General features: G+C 63.2%; 15 protein-coding genes. 8 read left to right on the top strand and 7 right to left on the bottom strand.

Features of this window, described 5'->3' with window-relative positions:
• Nucleotides 1-11 precede the first annotated feature (11 nt).
• The 4 genes from LJY18_RS03725 to LJY18_RS03710 all read right to left on the bottom strand — a co-directional run bounded on the left by LJY18_RS03725 (nt 12) and on the right by LJY18_RS03710 (nt 4,803).
• Nucleotides 12-284 (bottom strand): oxidative damage protection protein, encoded by a 273-nt coding sequence (locus tag LJY18_RS03725; RefSeq protein ID WP_238040447.1) that lies wholly within the window; start codon nt 282-284, stop codon nt 12-14.
• On the bottom strand, nt 281-1,360 hold the full coding sequence (gene mutY, locus LJY18_RS03720; RefSeq protein WP_238040446.1) for an A/G-specific adenine glycosylase: 1,080 nt from the start codon (nt 1,358-1,360) through the stop codon (nt 281-283). The genes LJY18_RS03725 and mutY overlap by 4 nt, the downstream gene beginning before the upstream one ends.
• Nucleotides 1,357-3,588: an AsmA family protein gene (locus LJY18_RS03715; protein WP_238040445.1), complete on the bottom strand. Its 2,232-nt coding sequence runs from the start codon at nt 3,586-3,588 to the stop codon at nt 1,357-1,359. Before LJY18_RS03715 ends, mutY begins: the two co-directional genes overlap by 4 nt.
• 108 nt (nt 3,589-3,696) lie before the next feature.
• On the bottom strand, nt 3,697-4,803 hold the full coding sequence (locus LJY18_RS03710; RefSeq protein ID WP_238040444.1) for an NAD(P)/FAD-dependent oxidoreductase: 1,107 nt from the start codon (nt 4,801-4,803) through the stop codon (nt 3,697-3,699).
• Nucleotides 4,804-5,153: 350 nt separating this feature from the next.
• On the opposite strand from LJY18_RS03710, the gene hisB reads away from it, so the two are divergent.
• From hisB to LJY18_RS03675, 7 genes are all read left to right on the top strand, one after another.
• A complete protein-coding gene (gene hisB / locus LJY18_RS03705; protein WP_238040443.1) occupies nt 5,154-5,747 on the top strand; it encodes an imidazoleglycerol-phosphate dehydratase HisB in 594 nt (197 codons plus the stop codon).
• The gene (gene hisH, locus LJY18_RS03700) at nt 5,748-6,386 is read left to right on the top strand and encodes an imidazole glycerol phosphate synthase subunit HisH (protein WP_238040442.1); all 639 of its coding nucleotides are present in this window, start codon (nt 5,748-5,750) and stop codon (nt 6,384-6,386) included.
• Entirely contained in the window at nt 6,387-6,647 is a 261-nt protein-coding gene (locus tag LJY18_RS03695; protein WP_238040441.1) for a DUF2164 domain-containing protein, read from the top strand.
• 37 nt (nt 6,648-6,684) lie between these two features.
• The gene (hisA, locus tag LJY18_RS03690; protein WP_238040440.1) at nt 6,685-7,422 is read left to right on the top strand and encodes a 1-(5-phosphoribosyl)-5-[(5-phosphoribosylamino)methylideneamino]imidazole-4-carboxamide isomerase; all 738 of its coding nucleotides are present in this window, start codon (nt 6,685-6,687) and stop codon (nt 7,420-7,422) included.
• A gap of 86 nt (nt 7,423-7,508) precedes the next feature.
• Nucleotides 7,509-8,279, top strand: coding sequence for an imidazole glycerol phosphate synthase subunit HisF (gene hisF / locus LJY18_RS03685; RefSeq protein WP_238040439.1), 771 nt, complete (start codon nt 7,509-7,511; stop codon nt 8,277-8,279).
• 239 nt (nt 8,280-8,518) lie between these two features.
• Complete coding sequence (locus LJY18_RS03680) at nt 8,519-9,274, top strand: substrate-binding periplasmic protein (RefSeq protein ID WP_238040438.1); 756 nt, start codon at nt 8,519-8,521, stop codon at nt 9,272-9,274.
• 75 nt (nt 9,275-9,349) lie between these two features.
• Complete coding sequence (locus tag LJY18_RS03675; RefSeq protein ID WP_238040437.1) at nt 9,350-10,105, top strand: substrate-binding periplasmic protein; 756 nt, start codon at nt 9,350-9,352, stop codon at nt 10,103-10,105.
• A gap of 169 nt (nt 10,106-10,274) precedes the next feature.
• Here the strand turns inward: LJY18_RS03675 and LJY18_RS03670 are convergent, their stop codons facing one another.
• The 3 genes from LJY18_RS03670 to gpmI all read right to left on the bottom strand — a co-directional run bounded on the left by LJY18_RS03670 (nt 10,275) and on the right by gpmI (nt 14,540).
• Nucleotides 10,275-11,582, bottom strand: coding sequence for a S41 family peptidase (locus LJY18_RS03670; RefSeq protein WP_238040436.1), 1,308 nt, complete (start codon nt 11,580-11,582; stop codon nt 10,275-10,277).
• A gap of 34 nt (nt 11,583-11,616) precedes the next feature.
• The gene (locus LJY18_RS03665; protein WP_238040435.1) at nt 11,617-12,867 is read right to left on the bottom strand and encodes a murein hydrolase activator EnvC family protein; all 1,251 of its coding nucleotides are present in this window, start codon (nt 12,865-12,867) and stop codon (nt 11,617-11,619) included.
• 137 nt (nt 12,868-13,004) lie between these two features.
• Entirely contained in the window at nt 13,005-14,540 is a 1,536-nt protein-coding gene (gene gpmI, locus LJY18_RS03660; protein ID WP_238040434.1) for a 2,3-bisphosphoglycerate-independent phosphoglycerate mutase, read from the bottom strand.
• A gap of 140 nt (nt 14,541-14,680) precedes the next feature.
• Here gpmI and LJY18_RS03655 point away from each other — a divergent pair, with 140 nt between their 5' ends.
• Complete coding sequence (locus LJY18_RS03655) at nt 14,681-15,094, top strand: rhodanese-like domain-containing protein (RefSeq protein ID WP_238040433.1); 414 nt, start codon at nt 14,681-14,683, stop codon at nt 15,092-15,094.

Raw genomic sequence — 15,094 nt, 5'->3', positions numbered from 1 at the left:
GCGCTGATCGCTCACTCGTTGGGCGGCACGTAGCCTTCGGCCTGGGCGTAGTCCTCGCCGGAGAGGAACTTGTCCATCTCGGCCTGGAGGAATTTGCGGTCCTCGGCGTTCATCATGTTCAGGCGGCGTTCGTTGATCAACAGGGTCTGGTGCTTCTGCCATTCGTCCCAGGCTTGCTTGGAGACGTTGGTGTAGATGTCTTCGCCTTTGGCGCCCGGATAGGGTGGGCGGTCGAGGCCAGGTAGTTCTTTTTTGTGCTTGCGGCACATTACGGTGCGGGTCATGGCTGCTCTCCAGTGTTCTGTTCTGTCGCGAGTGCGTCGGCCGCGCGCTTCAGCAGTTTCTTAACCGGGGCGGCAAGGCCCAGGCGCGGCGGTGTGGCGAGGTTATACCAGAGCCAGTCGGCCTCGGCCACGGCCGATGGCGCGGCTTCGACGCGGATCAGCCAGGGTTCGATGGCCAGTTGAAAGTGGCTGAACGTGTGGCTCAGACCGGCCAGTTCGCGGCGCTCGCCCAGTTGCAGGGCGTGGCGGTTGGCGAGCAGGTCGAGGCTGGGCAGGTCGTCCAGCTCCGGCAGGCTCCATAAGCCGCCCCAGAGGCCGCTGGAGGGCCGGCGGTAAAGCAGGACCTCGCCAGCCCGGCTGGTCAGGATCGGCATCAGGGTGCGCCTCTGCGGCAGCGTCTTGCGCGGTTTGGCGATTGGGTAGCGAATCTCCAGGCCGAGCAGGTGGGCCTGGCAGCCGCTTTGCAGCGGGCAGAGCAGGCAGCTGGGTTTGCTGCGGGTGCAGAGGGTGGCGCCCAGATCCATCATCGCCTGGGTGTAGTGGTTGACCCGTGTGTGCGGGGTAAGGCGTTCGGCCACCGCCCACAGTTGTTTGGCCACTTTCGGCTCGCCCGGGTAGCCCTCCTGGGCCACGTAGCGCGCCAGTACCCGCTTGACGTTGCCGTCGAGGATCGGCGCGCGCAGGCCCATGCTCAGGCTGGCGATGGCGCCGGCGGTGGAGCGGCCGATCCCGGGTAGTTCGGTCAATTGCTCGACATCGAGGGGGAAGGCGCCGGCATGTTCGCGCATGACGATCTGTGCGGTCTTCTGCAGGTTGCGCGCGCGGGTGTAGTAGCCCAGGCCGGTCCACAGGTGCAGCACCTCATCTTCCGGCGCTTCAGCCAGGGCTTGCACGGTCGGCAAGGCGGCCATGAATCGGTCGAAGTAGCCGAGCACGGTGCTGACCTGGGTCTGCTGCAGCATGATTTCCGAGACCCACACGCGGTAAGGATTGATGCCCTGCTGCCAGGGCAGATCCTTGCGTCCGTGGCGGTCGTACCAGTCGAGGACCGCTGCGGAGAACTGCTCGGGATTCATCGGTTGAACAAGCCCTTTAGCGCATCTTTCAGTTCGGGGCTGACCTTGTCACCGAGCTTTTCTTCGAGCTTCTGGTTGAGTTTGTCGCCGGCCAGCTTGGCGGCGACCTTGCCCATGCCGTCCTGGTCCAGGCGGCAGGCTTTGCCGCCCATTTCCAGCGGACCGCGGCAGCGTATCGGCCACTCGATGCCCACATAGCGCTCGTTGACCTGGCAGGCCGGGTCGGGCATTTCGCGTTGGTCGCCGATCAGGGTGATGCCGATGCGATAGTCGAGGCCGAGTACGCGCAGGTCCAAGTCGCCATTGCCGCTGACGCGAAGGCCGGGGAGGCTGGCTTTGAGGTCCGGGTTGTGAGCTACGCCGTTGAGGAAGGTCAGGTTGCCTTGCAGGGTCTCGAAGGGTGTGTCCTTGGCGCGCGGCTCGCTGCTCAGTGCCTTGCGGTTGAGTGCGGCAATGCCGCGGCAGAGTTGTTGTTCAAGGTTGGCGCCGACCAGTACGCCGTCGTTGAGGGTGAAGCTGGCCGTGCCTTTGAGCCCGTCGACCCAGGCTTTCTGGCTGTTGCCGCTGGTGTTCAGGTTGGCCTGCAGGTCGAGCAGTCCTCTGACCGGCGAGGGCTGTTGTTCGCTCTTGAGGAAGGGCTCTACGCTGATCCGGCTCAGTTGATTTTGCAGGCTCAGCAGGGGGATGCTGGGGCGTACATCGACCGTCGCCTTGGTGTCGAAATTGCCGCTGCCGAGTTTGCCGCGCATCTCTTCCAGGGTCAGCAGGCCGGCCTTGCTCTTGGCCTTGAAGGTGAAGGCGCTGATGGCCTGCTTTTGGTAAATCAGCTGATCGAGGCTCAGTGCCAGTTGTAGGTCGAGGCTACGCAGGCGCTCGATCGGCAACGCTGTTGTGGCGCTCCAGGCGTGCTGGGTCGGGGCTTTGGGCAGCGGAGTGCTGCCGCTCTGGCCGGCGTTGGCGACGCTTTCCTTGACCTCGGCCTGGCGCGCGGCGCCGGCACCCTGGCTGTCCTCGGCGGGCTTCGGCAGGTAGCGGTCGAGATCCAGGCTGTCGCCTTTCAATTGAACTCGCAGGGCTTGTGTGGCGAAGTCGGCGATGCCGATCTGGCCGCTGAAGCTGCTGTCATCGAGCTTCAGCTTCAGCTCTTGCAGGGTCAGGCTGGTCGGGCTGCCGCTGAGGCGGGTGACCATCTCGAATTCGCCGAGGGCGTTGGCGTCGTTCGTCGGTGGCAGTGTCTGGCCGATGGTAGCGAGGAACTCGCGCAGATTTACCGGCGCGATGGACAGGCCGCCGGTCAGTTTCGGCTGGGTATCCAGGTCGCGGATCTTCACTTCGCCGAGGGCGCGCAACTGGTTGGCCGAGAGTTTCAGTCCGTTCCATTCGGCGACCTGTGCGGCCAGGTCGACCAGCAACTGACCTTGCAAGGAGTAGGTCAGGGTTTGTCCGTCGAAGGGTTCGCCGGAGGCTTCGCCGGAGATCTTCGCGTCTTCCAGTTGGTAGCGCTTGAGCGCGCGGTCGAAGCGCAGTTCTCCTTGCAGTTCAGTGCGTGCGCGCATGACCGGTTGGTTGGTGCCGAAGAAGGCGCTGAGTTTGATCGGAACGGCGGCTCCTTCGCGGATCGCGCCGGTAGTCAGCTGAATGCTTTCGGCGCTGAATTGCTGGCCTTTCTGCGCGTCGTGGTAATCGATGCGTGCGCTGTTGACGATCAGGCTGTCGATATCCAGCTTGATTGGCTCGGCGCCTGATCGCGTGCTTGCAGGCGGGTCATTGCTGGGTTGTGCAGGCGCTGCGCTGGTGGGAGTGCTCGCGGTCACCGCGGGTTGCGGCGGGCGGCCGATATCCTCCCAGTTGCCGTGGCCTTTTTCATCGCGCTGCAGGTTCAGGTTGAGGCCGTCGACGCGGATGTCGCTCATCTGTACTTCGCGGCGCAGCAGCGGCAGTACGCGCACCGACAGGCCGAGCAGGCGCAGGTCGGCAAAGGGTTGGTCGGGGGTGGTGGCGCTGGCCAGGGTGGCGTCGGTCAGCTCGAGGCCGAGCCAGGGGAACAGGCTCCAGCCGATGTCACCGTTGAGGGTCAGTTCCAGGTTGGCCTTGTCGCGGGCCAGCTGGCGAATCTCGTCTTTGTAGTCGTTGGGATCGAACAGGTGGGTCAGGGCAAAGCCCAGCGCCACCAGGATCAGCAACAGCCCGAGAAAAAACAGACCCAGGATTTTGCCGAGCGCTTTCATGGACGATTCCTTGTTTCGGATAACTTGAATTTAGTCCGCGAGTATAGCGCCGACCGTCGTAACAGACCGGCGAAAGTCCGGCTTATGGCGTGATTTTGCAAGTGGCTGTTACAGCTCGCGGGCCACGCGCTCGGCAATCGCCAGGCTGGCGGTCAGTCCGGGCGACTCGATGCCGAACAGGTTGATCAGCCCCGGCAGGCCGTGATCGCTGGCGGTTTGGATCATGAAGTCGGCGGCGGGCTCCCCGGGGCCGGCCAGTTTCGGTCGGATGCCGCTGTAGCCTGGCACCAGGCGCGTGCTGTCGAGGAGCGGAAAGTAGCGACGGATAGCGTCGGCAAAAGGCGCACGCAGCTGTTCGTCGACCCGGTAATCGATATGGTCGAGGTACTCGGTGTCCGGGCCGAAGCGCACCTGGCCGCCGAGATCGAGGGTGGCGTGGATGCCCAGGCCCGAGGTGTTGGCCTCCGGCAGCGGATAGATCAGGTGCTGGAAGGGCGAGCGGCCGCTATAGCCGAAGTAGCGGCCGCGGCACAGGTGCAGGGCCGGGATCTGCGTGGCTGCCAGGCCGGCGGTATGCTGCGCCAGTTGCTGGGCGAAAAGGCCGCCGGCATTGATCACCCGCTGCGCCCTGAGCTGGAAAGCTTCGCCGGCGCTACGGCCCGTGACGATCCAGCCGTCAGGGCCGGGTTCGAGGTGGTCGACGTGGGTCTGCAGGACCAGTTGTGCCCCCTGATTCTCTGCCGCGGCGAGCAGCGATTGCAGGTAGGCATGGCTGTCGATGATGCCGGTGCTCGGCGACAGCAGCGCGGCAACGCCATGCACGGCCGGTTCCAGCTCGGCGAGCCGGGCTTGCTCGATATATTCCAGGTCATGCACGCCGCAGGCCTGGGCATTGGCGGCCAGGGCGTCAAGCTTGCCGCGTTCGGCTGCGCTGACCGCCACCAGCAGCTTGCCGATGCGGTTGTGCGCCACCTGGTGCTGGGCGCACCAGGCATACAGGCGCTCGCGGCCCTCCAGGCACAGCTCGGCTTTCAGCGAGCCGGGGGCGTAGTAGATGCCGGCGTGGATGACCTCGGAATTGCGGCTGGAGGTGTGGCTGCCGATCAGCTGTTCCGCCTCGACGATCAGGCAGCTCTGTCGCGCTCGGGTCAGGCGTGCGGCGCAGGCCAGGCCGAGGGCGCCGGCGCCGATAATCAAGGTGTCGATACTGTCCATGGCGGGTTCGGTGCTGGGCTTTGACGGATTGGGTTGCCGCTCTTTGCTCGAGTCGGCATTCGTCTGTCGAGCATATCAAGATCTACCTGGTGGCTATGAGCGGGCGTTCTTGGTATTTGCGCTGTGCGTCCGGCTGTGGCCCCTGCCTGGGTGTGGTGGCTGCTGTCAGGCGCTAGTCAGCGGCAATCCTCAGCGAGCAATGTATTGCTGGCACTCAGGCGGCGCGGCGCAGCGTCAAACGCGGTTAATCCGGCCGATAGCCTTGCTTGCCGACCGCCGCCGGTAGCCGCCCAGGCTCGGGGCCGCCTATAATGGCAGCCCTTTCGCACAACGATTTTGTGGAGTTGGTGATGGCCGAACGTACGGCGTCCGTCGAGCGCAACACCCTGGAGACCCAGATCAAGGTCTCGATCAACCTGGATGGTACTGGCAAGGCCAAGTTCGCTATTGGCGTGCCGTTTCTCGAGCACATGCTCGACCAGATTGCCCGTCACGGCCTGATCGACCTGGATATCCAGTGCCAGGGCGACCTGCATATCGACGACCACCACACCGTCGAAGACGTCGGTATCACCCTCGGCCAGGCCTTCACCAAGGCGATTGGCGACAAGAAGGGCATGACTCGTTACGGCCATTCCTATGTGCCGCTTGATGAGGCGCTGTCGCGCGTGGTGATCGACTTCTCCGGCCGCCCGGGGCTACAGATGCACGTGCCGTTCACGCGGGCGGTGGTCGGCGGCTTCGATGTCGACCTGTTCCAGGAGTTCTTCCAGGGCTTCGTCAACCATGCCCTGGTCAGCCTGCATATCGACAACCTGCGTGGCACTAATACCCACCACCAGATCGAGACCGTGTTCAAGGCCTTCGGCCGCGCCCTGCGCATGGCCGTCGAGCTGGATCCGCGGATGGCCGGGCAGATGCCCTCGACCAAGGGCGTTCTCTAAATGCAGACGGTCGCTGTTATCGATTACGGCATGGGCAACCTGCACTCGGTGGCCAAGGCGCTGGAGCATGTCGGTGCCGGCAAGGTGCTGGTGACCAGCGATGCCCAGGTGATTCGCGAGGCCGACCGCATCGTGTTCCCCGGCGTCGGGGCGATTCGCGATTGCATGGCTGAGATCAAGCGCCTGGGCTTCGATGAACTGGTGCGTGAAGTCAGCGTCGATCGGCCGTTTCTTGGCATCTGCGTCGGCATGCAGGCCTTGCTTGAGCGCAGCGAGGAGAACGATGGTGTCGATTGCATCGGCCTGTTCCCCGGCCAGGTGCGCTTCTTCGGCAAGAATATGGTCGAGGACGGCGAAAAGCTGAAGGTGCCGCACATGGGCTGGAACGAAGTGGCGCAGACGGTCAAGCATCCGCTGTGGCACGACATTCCGGATCTGGCGCGCTTCTACTTCGTGCACAGCTACTACATCGAGGCTGGCAAGCCGCAGCAAGTGGTTGGCCGCGGCCATTACGGCAAGGATTTCGCCGCGGCGCTGGCCGAGGGCTCGCGTTTCGCCGTGCAGTTCCATCCGGAGAAGAGCCATACCCACGGCCTGCAATTGCTGCAGAACTTCGCCGCCTGGGATGGGCGCTGGTAGGTGAGCAAGGCCAAGAGCAAGCCGCCGATCCTCACCCTGACTCCGGAGCAGGAGCGTGAGGCGACCAGTGCCCTCAAGCGTTTCATGGAGGAGCGCTTCGAGCTGCAACTGGGTTCGTTCGAGGTCGCGGAGATCCTCGAGCTGTTTACCCGCGAAATTGCGCCGCACTATTACAACCGGGCGATTTTCGATGTGCAGACCGTCCTCAAGGACAGGTTCGAGAGCATCGAAAGCGACCTCTGGGCGCTCGAGAAGAGCTGACCCTCACCGAATCCAACGACTTGAACAGGTTCAACCGATGCTGATTATTCCCGCTATCGATCTGAAAGACGGCGCCTGCGTGCGCCTGCGCCAGGGCCGCATGGAAGATTCCACGGTGTTCTCCGACGACCCGGTGAGCATGGCGGCCAAGTGGGTTGAGGGCGGCTGTCGCCGTCTGCACCTGGTTGATCTGAATGGCGCCTTCGAAGGCCAGCCGGTCAATGGCGAGGTGGTCACCGCCATCGCCAAGCGCTATCCGCACCTGCCGATCCAGATCGGCGGCGGCATACGTTCGCTGGAAACCATCGAGCATTACGTCAAGGCCGGCGTGAGCTACGTGATCATCGGCACCAAGGCGGTCAAGCAGCCTGAGTTTGTCGCCGAAGCGTGCAAGGCGTTTCCGGGCAAGGTCATCGTCGGCCTGGATGCCAAGGATGGTTTCGTCGCCACCGACGGCTGGGCTGAAGTCAGCACGGTGCAGGTGATCGACCTGGCCAAGCGCTTTGAGGCCGATGGCGTCTCGGCCATTGTCTACACCGACATCGCCAAGGACGGCATGATGCAGGGCTGCAACCTGCCCTTCACCGTGGCCCTGGCCAACGCCACGCGGATCCCGGTGATCGCGTCCGGTGGCATCCACAACCTCGGTGATATCCAGGCCCTGCTCGACGCGCGCACTCCTGGCATCATCGGCGCCATCACCGGCCGGGCGATCTACGAAGGCACCCTGGACGTGGCCGAAGCCCAGGCCCTCTGCGACGCCTACAAGGGTTAAACGAGACGTAGGGTGGAAAGTCGCGAAGCGTTTTCCACCAGTGATTGGCTCTCGGTGCGCATGGCGCACCCTACGGGAACATTCTTATGGCACTGGCAAAACGCATCATCCCCTGCCTCGACGTGGACAACGGCCGGGTGGTCAAGGGCGTCCAGTTCGAGAACATCCGCGATGCCGGCGACCCGGTGGAAATTGCCCGCCGCTATGACGAGCAGGGCGCCGACGAGATTACCTTCCTCGACATCACCGCCAGCGTCGATGGCCGCGACACCACCCTGCATACGGTGGAGCGCATGGCCAGTCAGGTCTTCATTCCGCTGACCGTGGGCGGTGGCGTACGCAGCGTGCAGGACATTCGCAATCTGCTCAATGCCGGTGCGGACAAGGTCTCGATCAACACTGCGGCGGTCTTCACCCCGGAATTCGTCGGCGAGGCGGCTGCGCGCTTTGGTTCGCAGTGCATCGTCGTCGCCATCGACGCCAAGTGCGTGTCGTTACCTGGCGAGCCCCCGCGCTGGGAAATCTTCACCCACGGTGGGCGCAAGCCGACCGGCCTGGATGCCGTGCTCTGGGCGAAGAAGATGGAAGACCTCGGCGCCGGTGAAATCCTCCTCACCAGCATGGACCAGGATGGGGTGAAGCGCGGCTACGACCTCGGCGTCACCCGTGCCATCAGCGAGATGGTCGGTATTCCGGTGATCGCCTCTGGCGGCGTAGGTAACTTGGAACACCTGGCCGCCGGCATCCTGGAAGGGAAAGCCGACGCGGTACTGGCCGCGAGCATCTTCCACTTCGGTGAGTACACGGTGCCGGAAGCCAAGGCCTACCTGGCCAGTCGCGGCATCGTGGTGCGCTGAGCGGGCGGCGCTGGCGTTCTGCCCGGCAAACCTGGGAGCGAGTCGGCAGCAATGGCCGCGACGCTACGCTAGAGTCGCGGGCAGCCAGCCGCGGTCGCGCCGGGCTTAAATACATAATTGCGTCATTCCTGGTCTTGCAGCGGACCGAGCGGTCAGTGCTTGACCGCTCGAGGCTGGGCGCAGTTGGTCGGGCTGAGTATGCTGCGGCGACTCGCCACCACTAAAAAAGAGAACCCAACATGTGCAAGCGCCTGCTGATTGCGCTGGCTGGCACCCTTATGGTGCTGGCTGGCAGTGCCCGCGCCGAAGTGGATGCCAACTACCGAGTGGTATTGCTGACGGAAAACTTCCCGCCCTACAACATGGCGATCAACGGCAAGAACTTTGCCCAGGAAGACAACCTCGACGGCATTGCCGTGGACATCGTGGGCGAGATGTTCAAGCGTGCCGGGGTCAACTACAGCATGACCCTGCGCTTCCCTTGGGATCGCATCTACAAGCTGGCGCTGGAAAAGCCGGGTTACGGGGTGTTCGTCACCGCGCGTCTGCCCGAGCGCGAAGCCCTGTTCAAATGGGTCGGGCCTATCGGCCCGGATGACTGGGTGCTGCTCGGCAGAAGCGACAGCCCCATCGAGCTGACCAGCTTGGCGCAGGCCAAGCAATACAGGGTCGGGGCCTACAAGGGCGATGCCATCGCCGAGTACCTGATCGAGCAGGGTCTGCAGCCGGTCACCGTGTTGCGTGACCAGCAAAACGCCAAGAAGCTCATGGCCGGGCAGATCGACCTGTGGGCCACCGGGGATCCTGCCGGGCGTTACCTGGCGAAGCAGGAGGGTGTCTCCGGGCTGAAGACCATCCTGCGTTTCGACAGCGCCGAGTTATACCTGGCGCTGAACACGGCGGTGCCCGACGAGGTGGTACAGAAGCTGCAGTCTGAACTGGACCGGATGCGCAGCGAAGGATTCGTCGATGACATCCTCGGCCGCTATCTGTAAAACATGACTCAGCAGGTTGGCCATGAGCCGAGCTGCCGCTAGCCATAATCACAACACATGCGAGCGGGAAGACTAATGTTGAAAATCATCAAAAGCAGTTTGTTGTTCGGCCTTCTACTCAGCGCCTGCGCGGCCCATGCCGAGTTGCCCTATGGCTACAAGGTGGTGCTGCTGACCGAGAACTTCCCGCCGTTCAATATGTCGGTCGACGACAAGAACTTTGCCCGTGACGACGGTATCGACGGTATCAGTGCCGAGATCGTCCGGGCCATGTTCAAGCGCGCCAAGATCGACTACAGCCTGAGCCTGCGTTTTCCCTGGGATCGGCTGTACCGCCTGACCCTGGATAAACCCAACTACGGGTTGTTCTCCACCACCTTTACTCCGGAGCGTCAGCCGCTGTTCAAGTGGGTGGGGCCAATCGCCAACACCGGCTGGGTGCTGCTTGCCGCGCCAGGCAACAACCTCAGCGTGGCGAGCTTGAAGGAGGCTGCGCAATACAAGATCGGCGCCTACAAGAACGATGCGGTCAGCCAGCACCTGGAAAGCCAGGGGCTTGAGCCCATCAACGCGCTACGCGACCAGCAGAACGTGCAAAAGCTGATCAAGGGACAGATTGATCTGTGGGCCACCACCGACCCGGTTGGCCGCTACCTCGCCAAGCAGGAAGGCGTCGGCGGTCTGACCACCGTGCTGCGCTTCAATGAGGCCGAGTTGTACCTGGCGCTGAACAAGGATACCCCCGACGAGGTGGTGCAGCGGTTGCAGAAGGCGTTGGAGGAGCTGCGCAGTGAAGGCTTCATCGAGGACATGACCAACAGCTACCTGTAGGAGTTAATCCAGGCCGGCAAGCCTAAGGCCGTCTACCACTTGTGGACGGTGAGGGTAAACCTGGTGGCGCGGCCCACTCAACCACCGCGCCTTGCAGCTGCGAACCAGTTCAGAGTCCACAAAAAAGCCCGGCATGGTGTCCGGGCTTTTTCGTACCTGCGACAGCGAGTCAATTGCCGCGAGTGATGCTCAGGCCCTTGAGCAGGCTCAGTGCCTGGCTCAGCTGATAATCATCATCCTGCGGCCGCGCTCGCTTGCTGGTTTTGCTACTGCTGGGTTTGTCCGCGCCACCATTGCCGTTGCCCAGGTGCCCCAGCAGGTCGGCTTCCTTGATGTTGCGCTCCCCCTGTTCCTGGGTCAGTTTGGCCCGCGCGACTTCGATGTCCGGGACAATGCCCTGGGCCTGGATCGAGCGGCCGTTGGGGGTGTAGTACAGGGCGGTGGTGAGTTTCAGGGCGCTGTTGTTATTCAGCGGCAGCACCGTCTGCACCGAGCCTTTGCCGAAGCTGTCGGTGCCCATCAGTACGCCGCGCTTGTGGTCTTGCAGGGCGCCGGCGACGATCTCCGAGGCCGAAGCGCTGCCGCCATTGATCAGCACCACCAGGGGCACGCCTTCGCTGGCATCTGCCGGGTCGGCAGAGAAGCGCAACTCGGAATTGGCGATGCGTCCTTCCGTATAGACGATCAGGCCTTTCTTGAGGAAGTGATCGGTAACCTCGACCGCGGCCTGGAGCACGCCGCCAGGGTTGTTGCGCAGATCCAGCACCAGGCCGCGCAGCTTCTTGCCGTTGTCCTTGCGCAGCTTGTTCAGGGCCTTGCCGACTTCTTCGCCGGTGTTGACCTGAAACTGGGTGATGCGCAGATAGCCGTAGCTATCGTCGAGCAACTGGCTCTTGACGCTGCGGACCTTGATCACCGCGCGGGTCAGCTCCACATCGAAGGGCTTGCCGCCCTCGCGCACCAGGGTCAGAAGGATCTTGCTGCCGGCTTCGCCGCGCATCTTGTCCACGGCTTCGAGCATCGACAGGCCCTTGGTCGGCTGGCCGTCGATCTTGACGATCAGGTCGCCCGGCTGGATGCCGGCTTTCGAGGCCGGGGTGTCGTCGATCGGCGAGACCACCTTGACGAAACCGTCTTCCAGGCCGACTTCAATGCCCAAGCCGCCGAACTCGCCGCTGGTGCTTTCCTGCAGCTCACGGAAGGATTCGGGGTCGAGGTAGGCGGAGTGTGGGTCGAGGTTGCTGAGCATGCCCTTGATGGCGTTTTCCAGCAGGGTCTTGTCGCTGACCGGTTCGACATAGGCTGACTTGATGCGATCCATCACCTCGGCGAAGGTGCGCAGGTCGTCCAGCGGCAGCGGCGCCTTGTCATTCGCGATGGCAGGTACAGGTGGCGCTTCGGCGGCCTGGAGCAGCTGGGGGCCGCCGAGCAAGGCGATGGCCAGGGCCAGAAAGGTGAGGCGAGACGGATGCGGCATGTCGAACTAACTCCTAGAGAGGTGAGCGCAACGCTTATCCTTGCGTGCGGCACCATTGTGCAGGGTCGCTGGGGCGACCCTGCTGGCGAATCGCGAAATACAGCGCGGGAGTGTCTTGTCCGCCGCTGGTGCCGACTGTGGCGATGGGCTCGCCGGCGTTGACGATGTCGCCGGCGTCTTTGAGCAGGCTCTGGTTGTGTCCGTACAGGCTCAGGTAGCCATTGCCATGGTCGAGAATGACCAATAGCCCGGCACCGCGCAACCAGTCGGCGAACACCACGCGGCCGCCATGTACGGCGTGAACCTGGCTGCCGGCGCTGGCGCCGATCAGGACGCCGTCCCACTTGGTCCGGGCGTCAGTACCGCGGGGGGTGCCGTAACGGGCGACCAAGCGGCCATTGACCGGCCAGGGCAACTTGCCGCGGGCCTTGGCAAAAGGGCCGCCATAAGTAGTGCCGGAGCTGACCCGCGGGCCGTTGCTGGGGCTGCTGGCGGCTGCAGTGCTGCTGCGCTGTTGCTCGCGCGCGGCGACCAAGGCCTGTTGCCGCGCCTGTTCGGCTTCGCGTGCCTGACGGGCCAGGGTCGCTTCGATGGTTTTCAGTACCCGGGCCAGTTGCGCCTGCTCTTGCTGGCGGGCCTTGAGTTTGTGGTCGCGGGCGGAATATTCCTGGTTCAGTTTGGCCAGGGCCAGTTGGCGTTCCTTGCGCGCCTGGGCGAGTTGCTCGCCGCGCGCGTCCAGAGTCTCTTTGTGTTCCAGCAACTGATTCTGCTGAGTGGCGATGTCCTGCTCGACATTGGCCAGCTGCCGCAGGGTTTCGTTGAACGTGGCCAACTGCTCCATGCGCGCTTCGTTGAGGTAGTCGTAATAGGTCAGGGTGCGCGAGAACTTTTCCGGATTCTGCTGATTCAGCAGCAGCTTCAGGTATTCCTGGCGGCCGCTCTGGTAGGCGGCGCGGGCCTGAATACCGATCAGCCGGTGTTGCTCGAGGCGCGCGTCATGGAGTTTTTTTTTCTCCTGATTGAGACGCTGGATCTCCACCTCGCCGTCATCCAGGCTTTTTTGCAGGTCCTTGACCTGCTTTTCCAGCTCGCCCATTTCGGTTTCGGTCTTGCGCAGGTCTTTCTGCACGCCGGATTTGTCCTGCTGCAGCTTCTCCAGCAGCTTTTTCAGCTCGGCCACGTCACTGCGGGCTGCTTCCAGCTGTTTCTGGGCGTCAGCCTTCTCGTCGGCAAAGGCCGGAGTCAGCAGGCAGGCGAGGAATATCAAGGCAATGAGGCGAAACATGGTACTGGCGATACCTGGGCGGGAGACTGGCCTAGTATGCCTAAAAATGCCGCGGCAAGCTGCAAGTGGTAAATCGCAGGGGCGCGGCATGCCAGCCGGGTGGTAGCCGTTATTGCCGCGCCTGCCGCTTGCCGTCGTTAGCTCAGTTCGATAATGCTGGTGCCGGTCATTTCCGCCGGGATCGGCAGGCCCATCAGGGTCAGCATGGTCGGGGCCACGTCGGCCAGGACCCCGCCTTCGCGCATCCTCAGCTGGCGCTTGCCGACGTAGATGAAGGGCACCGGCTCGCAGGTGTGGGCGGTGTGCGCCTGGCCCGTGCAGACATCCTCCATTTGCTCGACGTTGCCATGGTCAGCGGTGATCAGGGCTTCGCCGCCGACCTTGTCCAGCGCCTCGACGATACGTCCGACGCAGCTGTCCAGGCATTCCACGGCCTTGACCGCGGCGGCGAACACGCCGGTATGGCCAACCATGTCGCCGTTGGCGTAGTTGACGATGATCACGTCATAACGCTGTTGCTTGATCGCCTCGACGATCCGGTCGGTGACTTGCGGCGCATTCATCTCGGGCTGCAGGTCATAGGTGGCGACATTCGGCGACGGGATCAGGATGCGCTCCTCGCCGTCGAACGGCTCTTCGCGGCCGCCGGAGAAGAAGAAGGTGACGTGGGCGTATTTTTCGGTCTCGGCGATACGCAACTGGGTCTTGCCGTTCTTCGCCAGGTATTCGCCAAGCACATTGGTCAGGCTGGCGGGAGCGAAAGCGCTGGGTGCCGGAATGTTCGCCGCGTACTGGGTCAGCATGACGAAGCTGGACAGTTTCGGCAGTCGGGCGCGCGGGAAGTCCTGGAAGTCGGGCTCGACGAAGGCGCGAGTCAGTTCGCGGGCGCGGTCGGCGCGGAAGTTCATGAACACCACGGCGTCGCCATCCTCCACTTTGACCGGCTCGCCGAGGGTGGTGGCCTTGACGAACTCGTCGTTTTCGTCACGGGCGTAGGCGGCCTGCAAGCCTTCCAGCGCGCTGGCGGCGTTGAACTGGCCCTGGCCGTTGACGATCAGGTTGTAGGCCTGCTCGACGCGGTCCCAGCGGTTGTCGCGGTCCATGGCGAAGTAGCGGCCAACCAGGCTGGCGATGCGGCCCTTGCCGAGCTTGGCGAAGGTCGTGTCGAGCAGTTCGATGGAGGCCTGGGCGCTTCGCGGCGGCGTATCGCGGCCATCGAGGAAGGCGTGCAGGTAAATTTTCTCGGCGCCACGCTGGGCGGCCAGTTCGGCCATGGCCACCAGGTGATCCTGGTGGCTGTGCACGCCGCCGTCGGATAGCAGGCCGAGGATGTGCACGGCCTTGCCGGCACTCACGGCCTGGTCCACCGCGAGGGTGATCGCCGGATTCTCGAAGAATTCGCCATCGCGAATGGCTTTGGTCACCCGGGTGAAGTCCTGGTACACGACACGGCCGGCGCCGAGGTTCATATGGCCGACCTCGGAATTGCCCATCTGGCCGTCCGGCAGGCCGACGTCCATGCCTGAGCCCGAGATCAGGCTGTGCGGCTGGGTGGCGCACAGGTGGTCGTAAACCGGCGTGTTGGCGGCATGGATGGCATTGTATTCGGTGCTGTCACTGTGACCGAAGCCATCGAGAATGATCAGGACCAAGGGTTTGGGCGTGGCACTCATTAATCTGGCTCGCTGTGCATGAGGGACAAAAAGGCTGGGCATTTTAAGGCCTGGTATCAGACCCGTCACCGCCGGGCGGGGTGTGGCCGACCTGTGGGGCTGTGTATACTGCCGGGATTTTACCGTCCCGGAACCACCTCATGCTTGCCAAACTGATTGAATTTGCCTCTACGCACTATGAATTGAGCGGATTGTTTGTTGTCCTGCTGGCGCTGCTGATCTTCACGGAACTGCGTAAAGGTGGGCAAAGCCTGAGCAGTCGCGAGCTGACCGCCTTGATCAACAGCGAGCAGGGCTTGGTCCTGGACGTGCGTGGGCAAAAGGATTTCTCTGCCGGCCATATCGTCGGCGCCTTGCATATTCCCTATGAAAAGATCACCAGCCGCATCGCGGAACTGGAAAAGCACAAAGACAAGACCCTGATTGTGGTGGATGCCATGGGCCAGCATGCCGGTTCGGTCAGTCGTGACTTGAAAAAAGCCGGTTTCAACGCGGCCAAGCTGTCTGGCGGGATTGCCAGCTGGCGTGGCGACAACCTGCCATTGGTGAAGTGA

This window comes from Pseudomonas sp. MMS21 TM103 (genome assembly GCF_022132145.1).
In the GTDB taxonomy this organism is placed as follows: Bacteria; Pseudomonadota; Gammaproteobacteria; order Pseudomonadales; family Pseudomonadaceae; genus Aquipseudomonas.
Note: the sequence above shows the minus strand (reverse complement) of the source record. Positions and strands in the feature narration are given on the sequence as shown.

Coding starts and splice junctions, on each gene's coding strand:
- LJY18_RS03665 (WP_238040435.1), bottom strand. CDS start 12,867: ATGTTTCGCCTCATTGCCTTGATATTCCTCGCCTGCCTGCTGACTCCG.
- gpmI (WP_238040434.1), bottom strand. CDS start 14,540: ATGAGTGCCACGCCCAAACCCTTGGTCCTGATCATTCTCGATGGCTTC.
- LJY18_RS03680 (WP_238040438.1), top strand. CDS start 8,519: ATGTGCAAGCGCCTGCTGATTGCGCTGGCTGGCACCCTTATGGTGCTG.
- LJY18_RS03670 (WP_238040436.1), bottom strand. CDS start 11,582: ATGCCGCATCCGTCTCGCCTCACCTTTCTGGCCCTGGCCATCGCCTTG.
- LJY18_RS03710 (WP_238040444.1), bottom strand. CDS start 4,803: ATGGACAGTATCGACACCTTGATTATCGGCGCCGGCGCCCTCGGCCTG.
- hisB (WP_238040443.1), top strand. CDS start 5,154: ATGGCCGAACGTACGGCGTCCGTCGAGCGCAACACCCTGGAGACCCAG.
- hisA (WP_238040440.1), top strand. CDS start 6,685: ATGCTGATTATTCCCGCTATCGATCTGAAAGACGGCGCCTGCGTGCGC.
- mutY (WP_238040446.1), bottom strand. CDS start 1,360: ATGAATCCCGAGCAGTTCTCCGCAGCGGTCCTCGACTGGTACGACCGC.
- LJY18_RS03715 (WP_238040445.1), bottom strand. CDS start 3,588: ATGAAAGCGCTCGGCAAAATCCTGGGTCTGTTTTTTCTCGGGCTGTTG.
- hisH (WP_238040442.1), top strand. CDS start 5,748: ATGCAGACGGTCGCTGTTATCGATTACGGCATGGGCAACCTGCACTCG.
- LJY18_RS03655 (WP_238040433.1), top strand. CDS start 14,681: ATGCTTGCCAAACTGATTGAATTTGCCTCTACGCACTATGAATTGAGC.
- LJY18_RS03675 (WP_238040437.1), top strand. CDS start 9,350: ATGTTGAAAATCATCAAAAGCAGTTTGTTGTTCGGCCTTCTACTCAGC.
- hisF (WP_238040439.1), top strand. CDS start 7,509: ATGGCACTGGCAAAACGCATCATCCCCTGCCTCGACGTGGACAACGGC.
- LJY18_RS03725 (WP_238040447.1), bottom strand. CDS start 284: ATGACCCGCACCGTAATGTGCCGCAAGCACAAAAAAGAACTACCTGGC.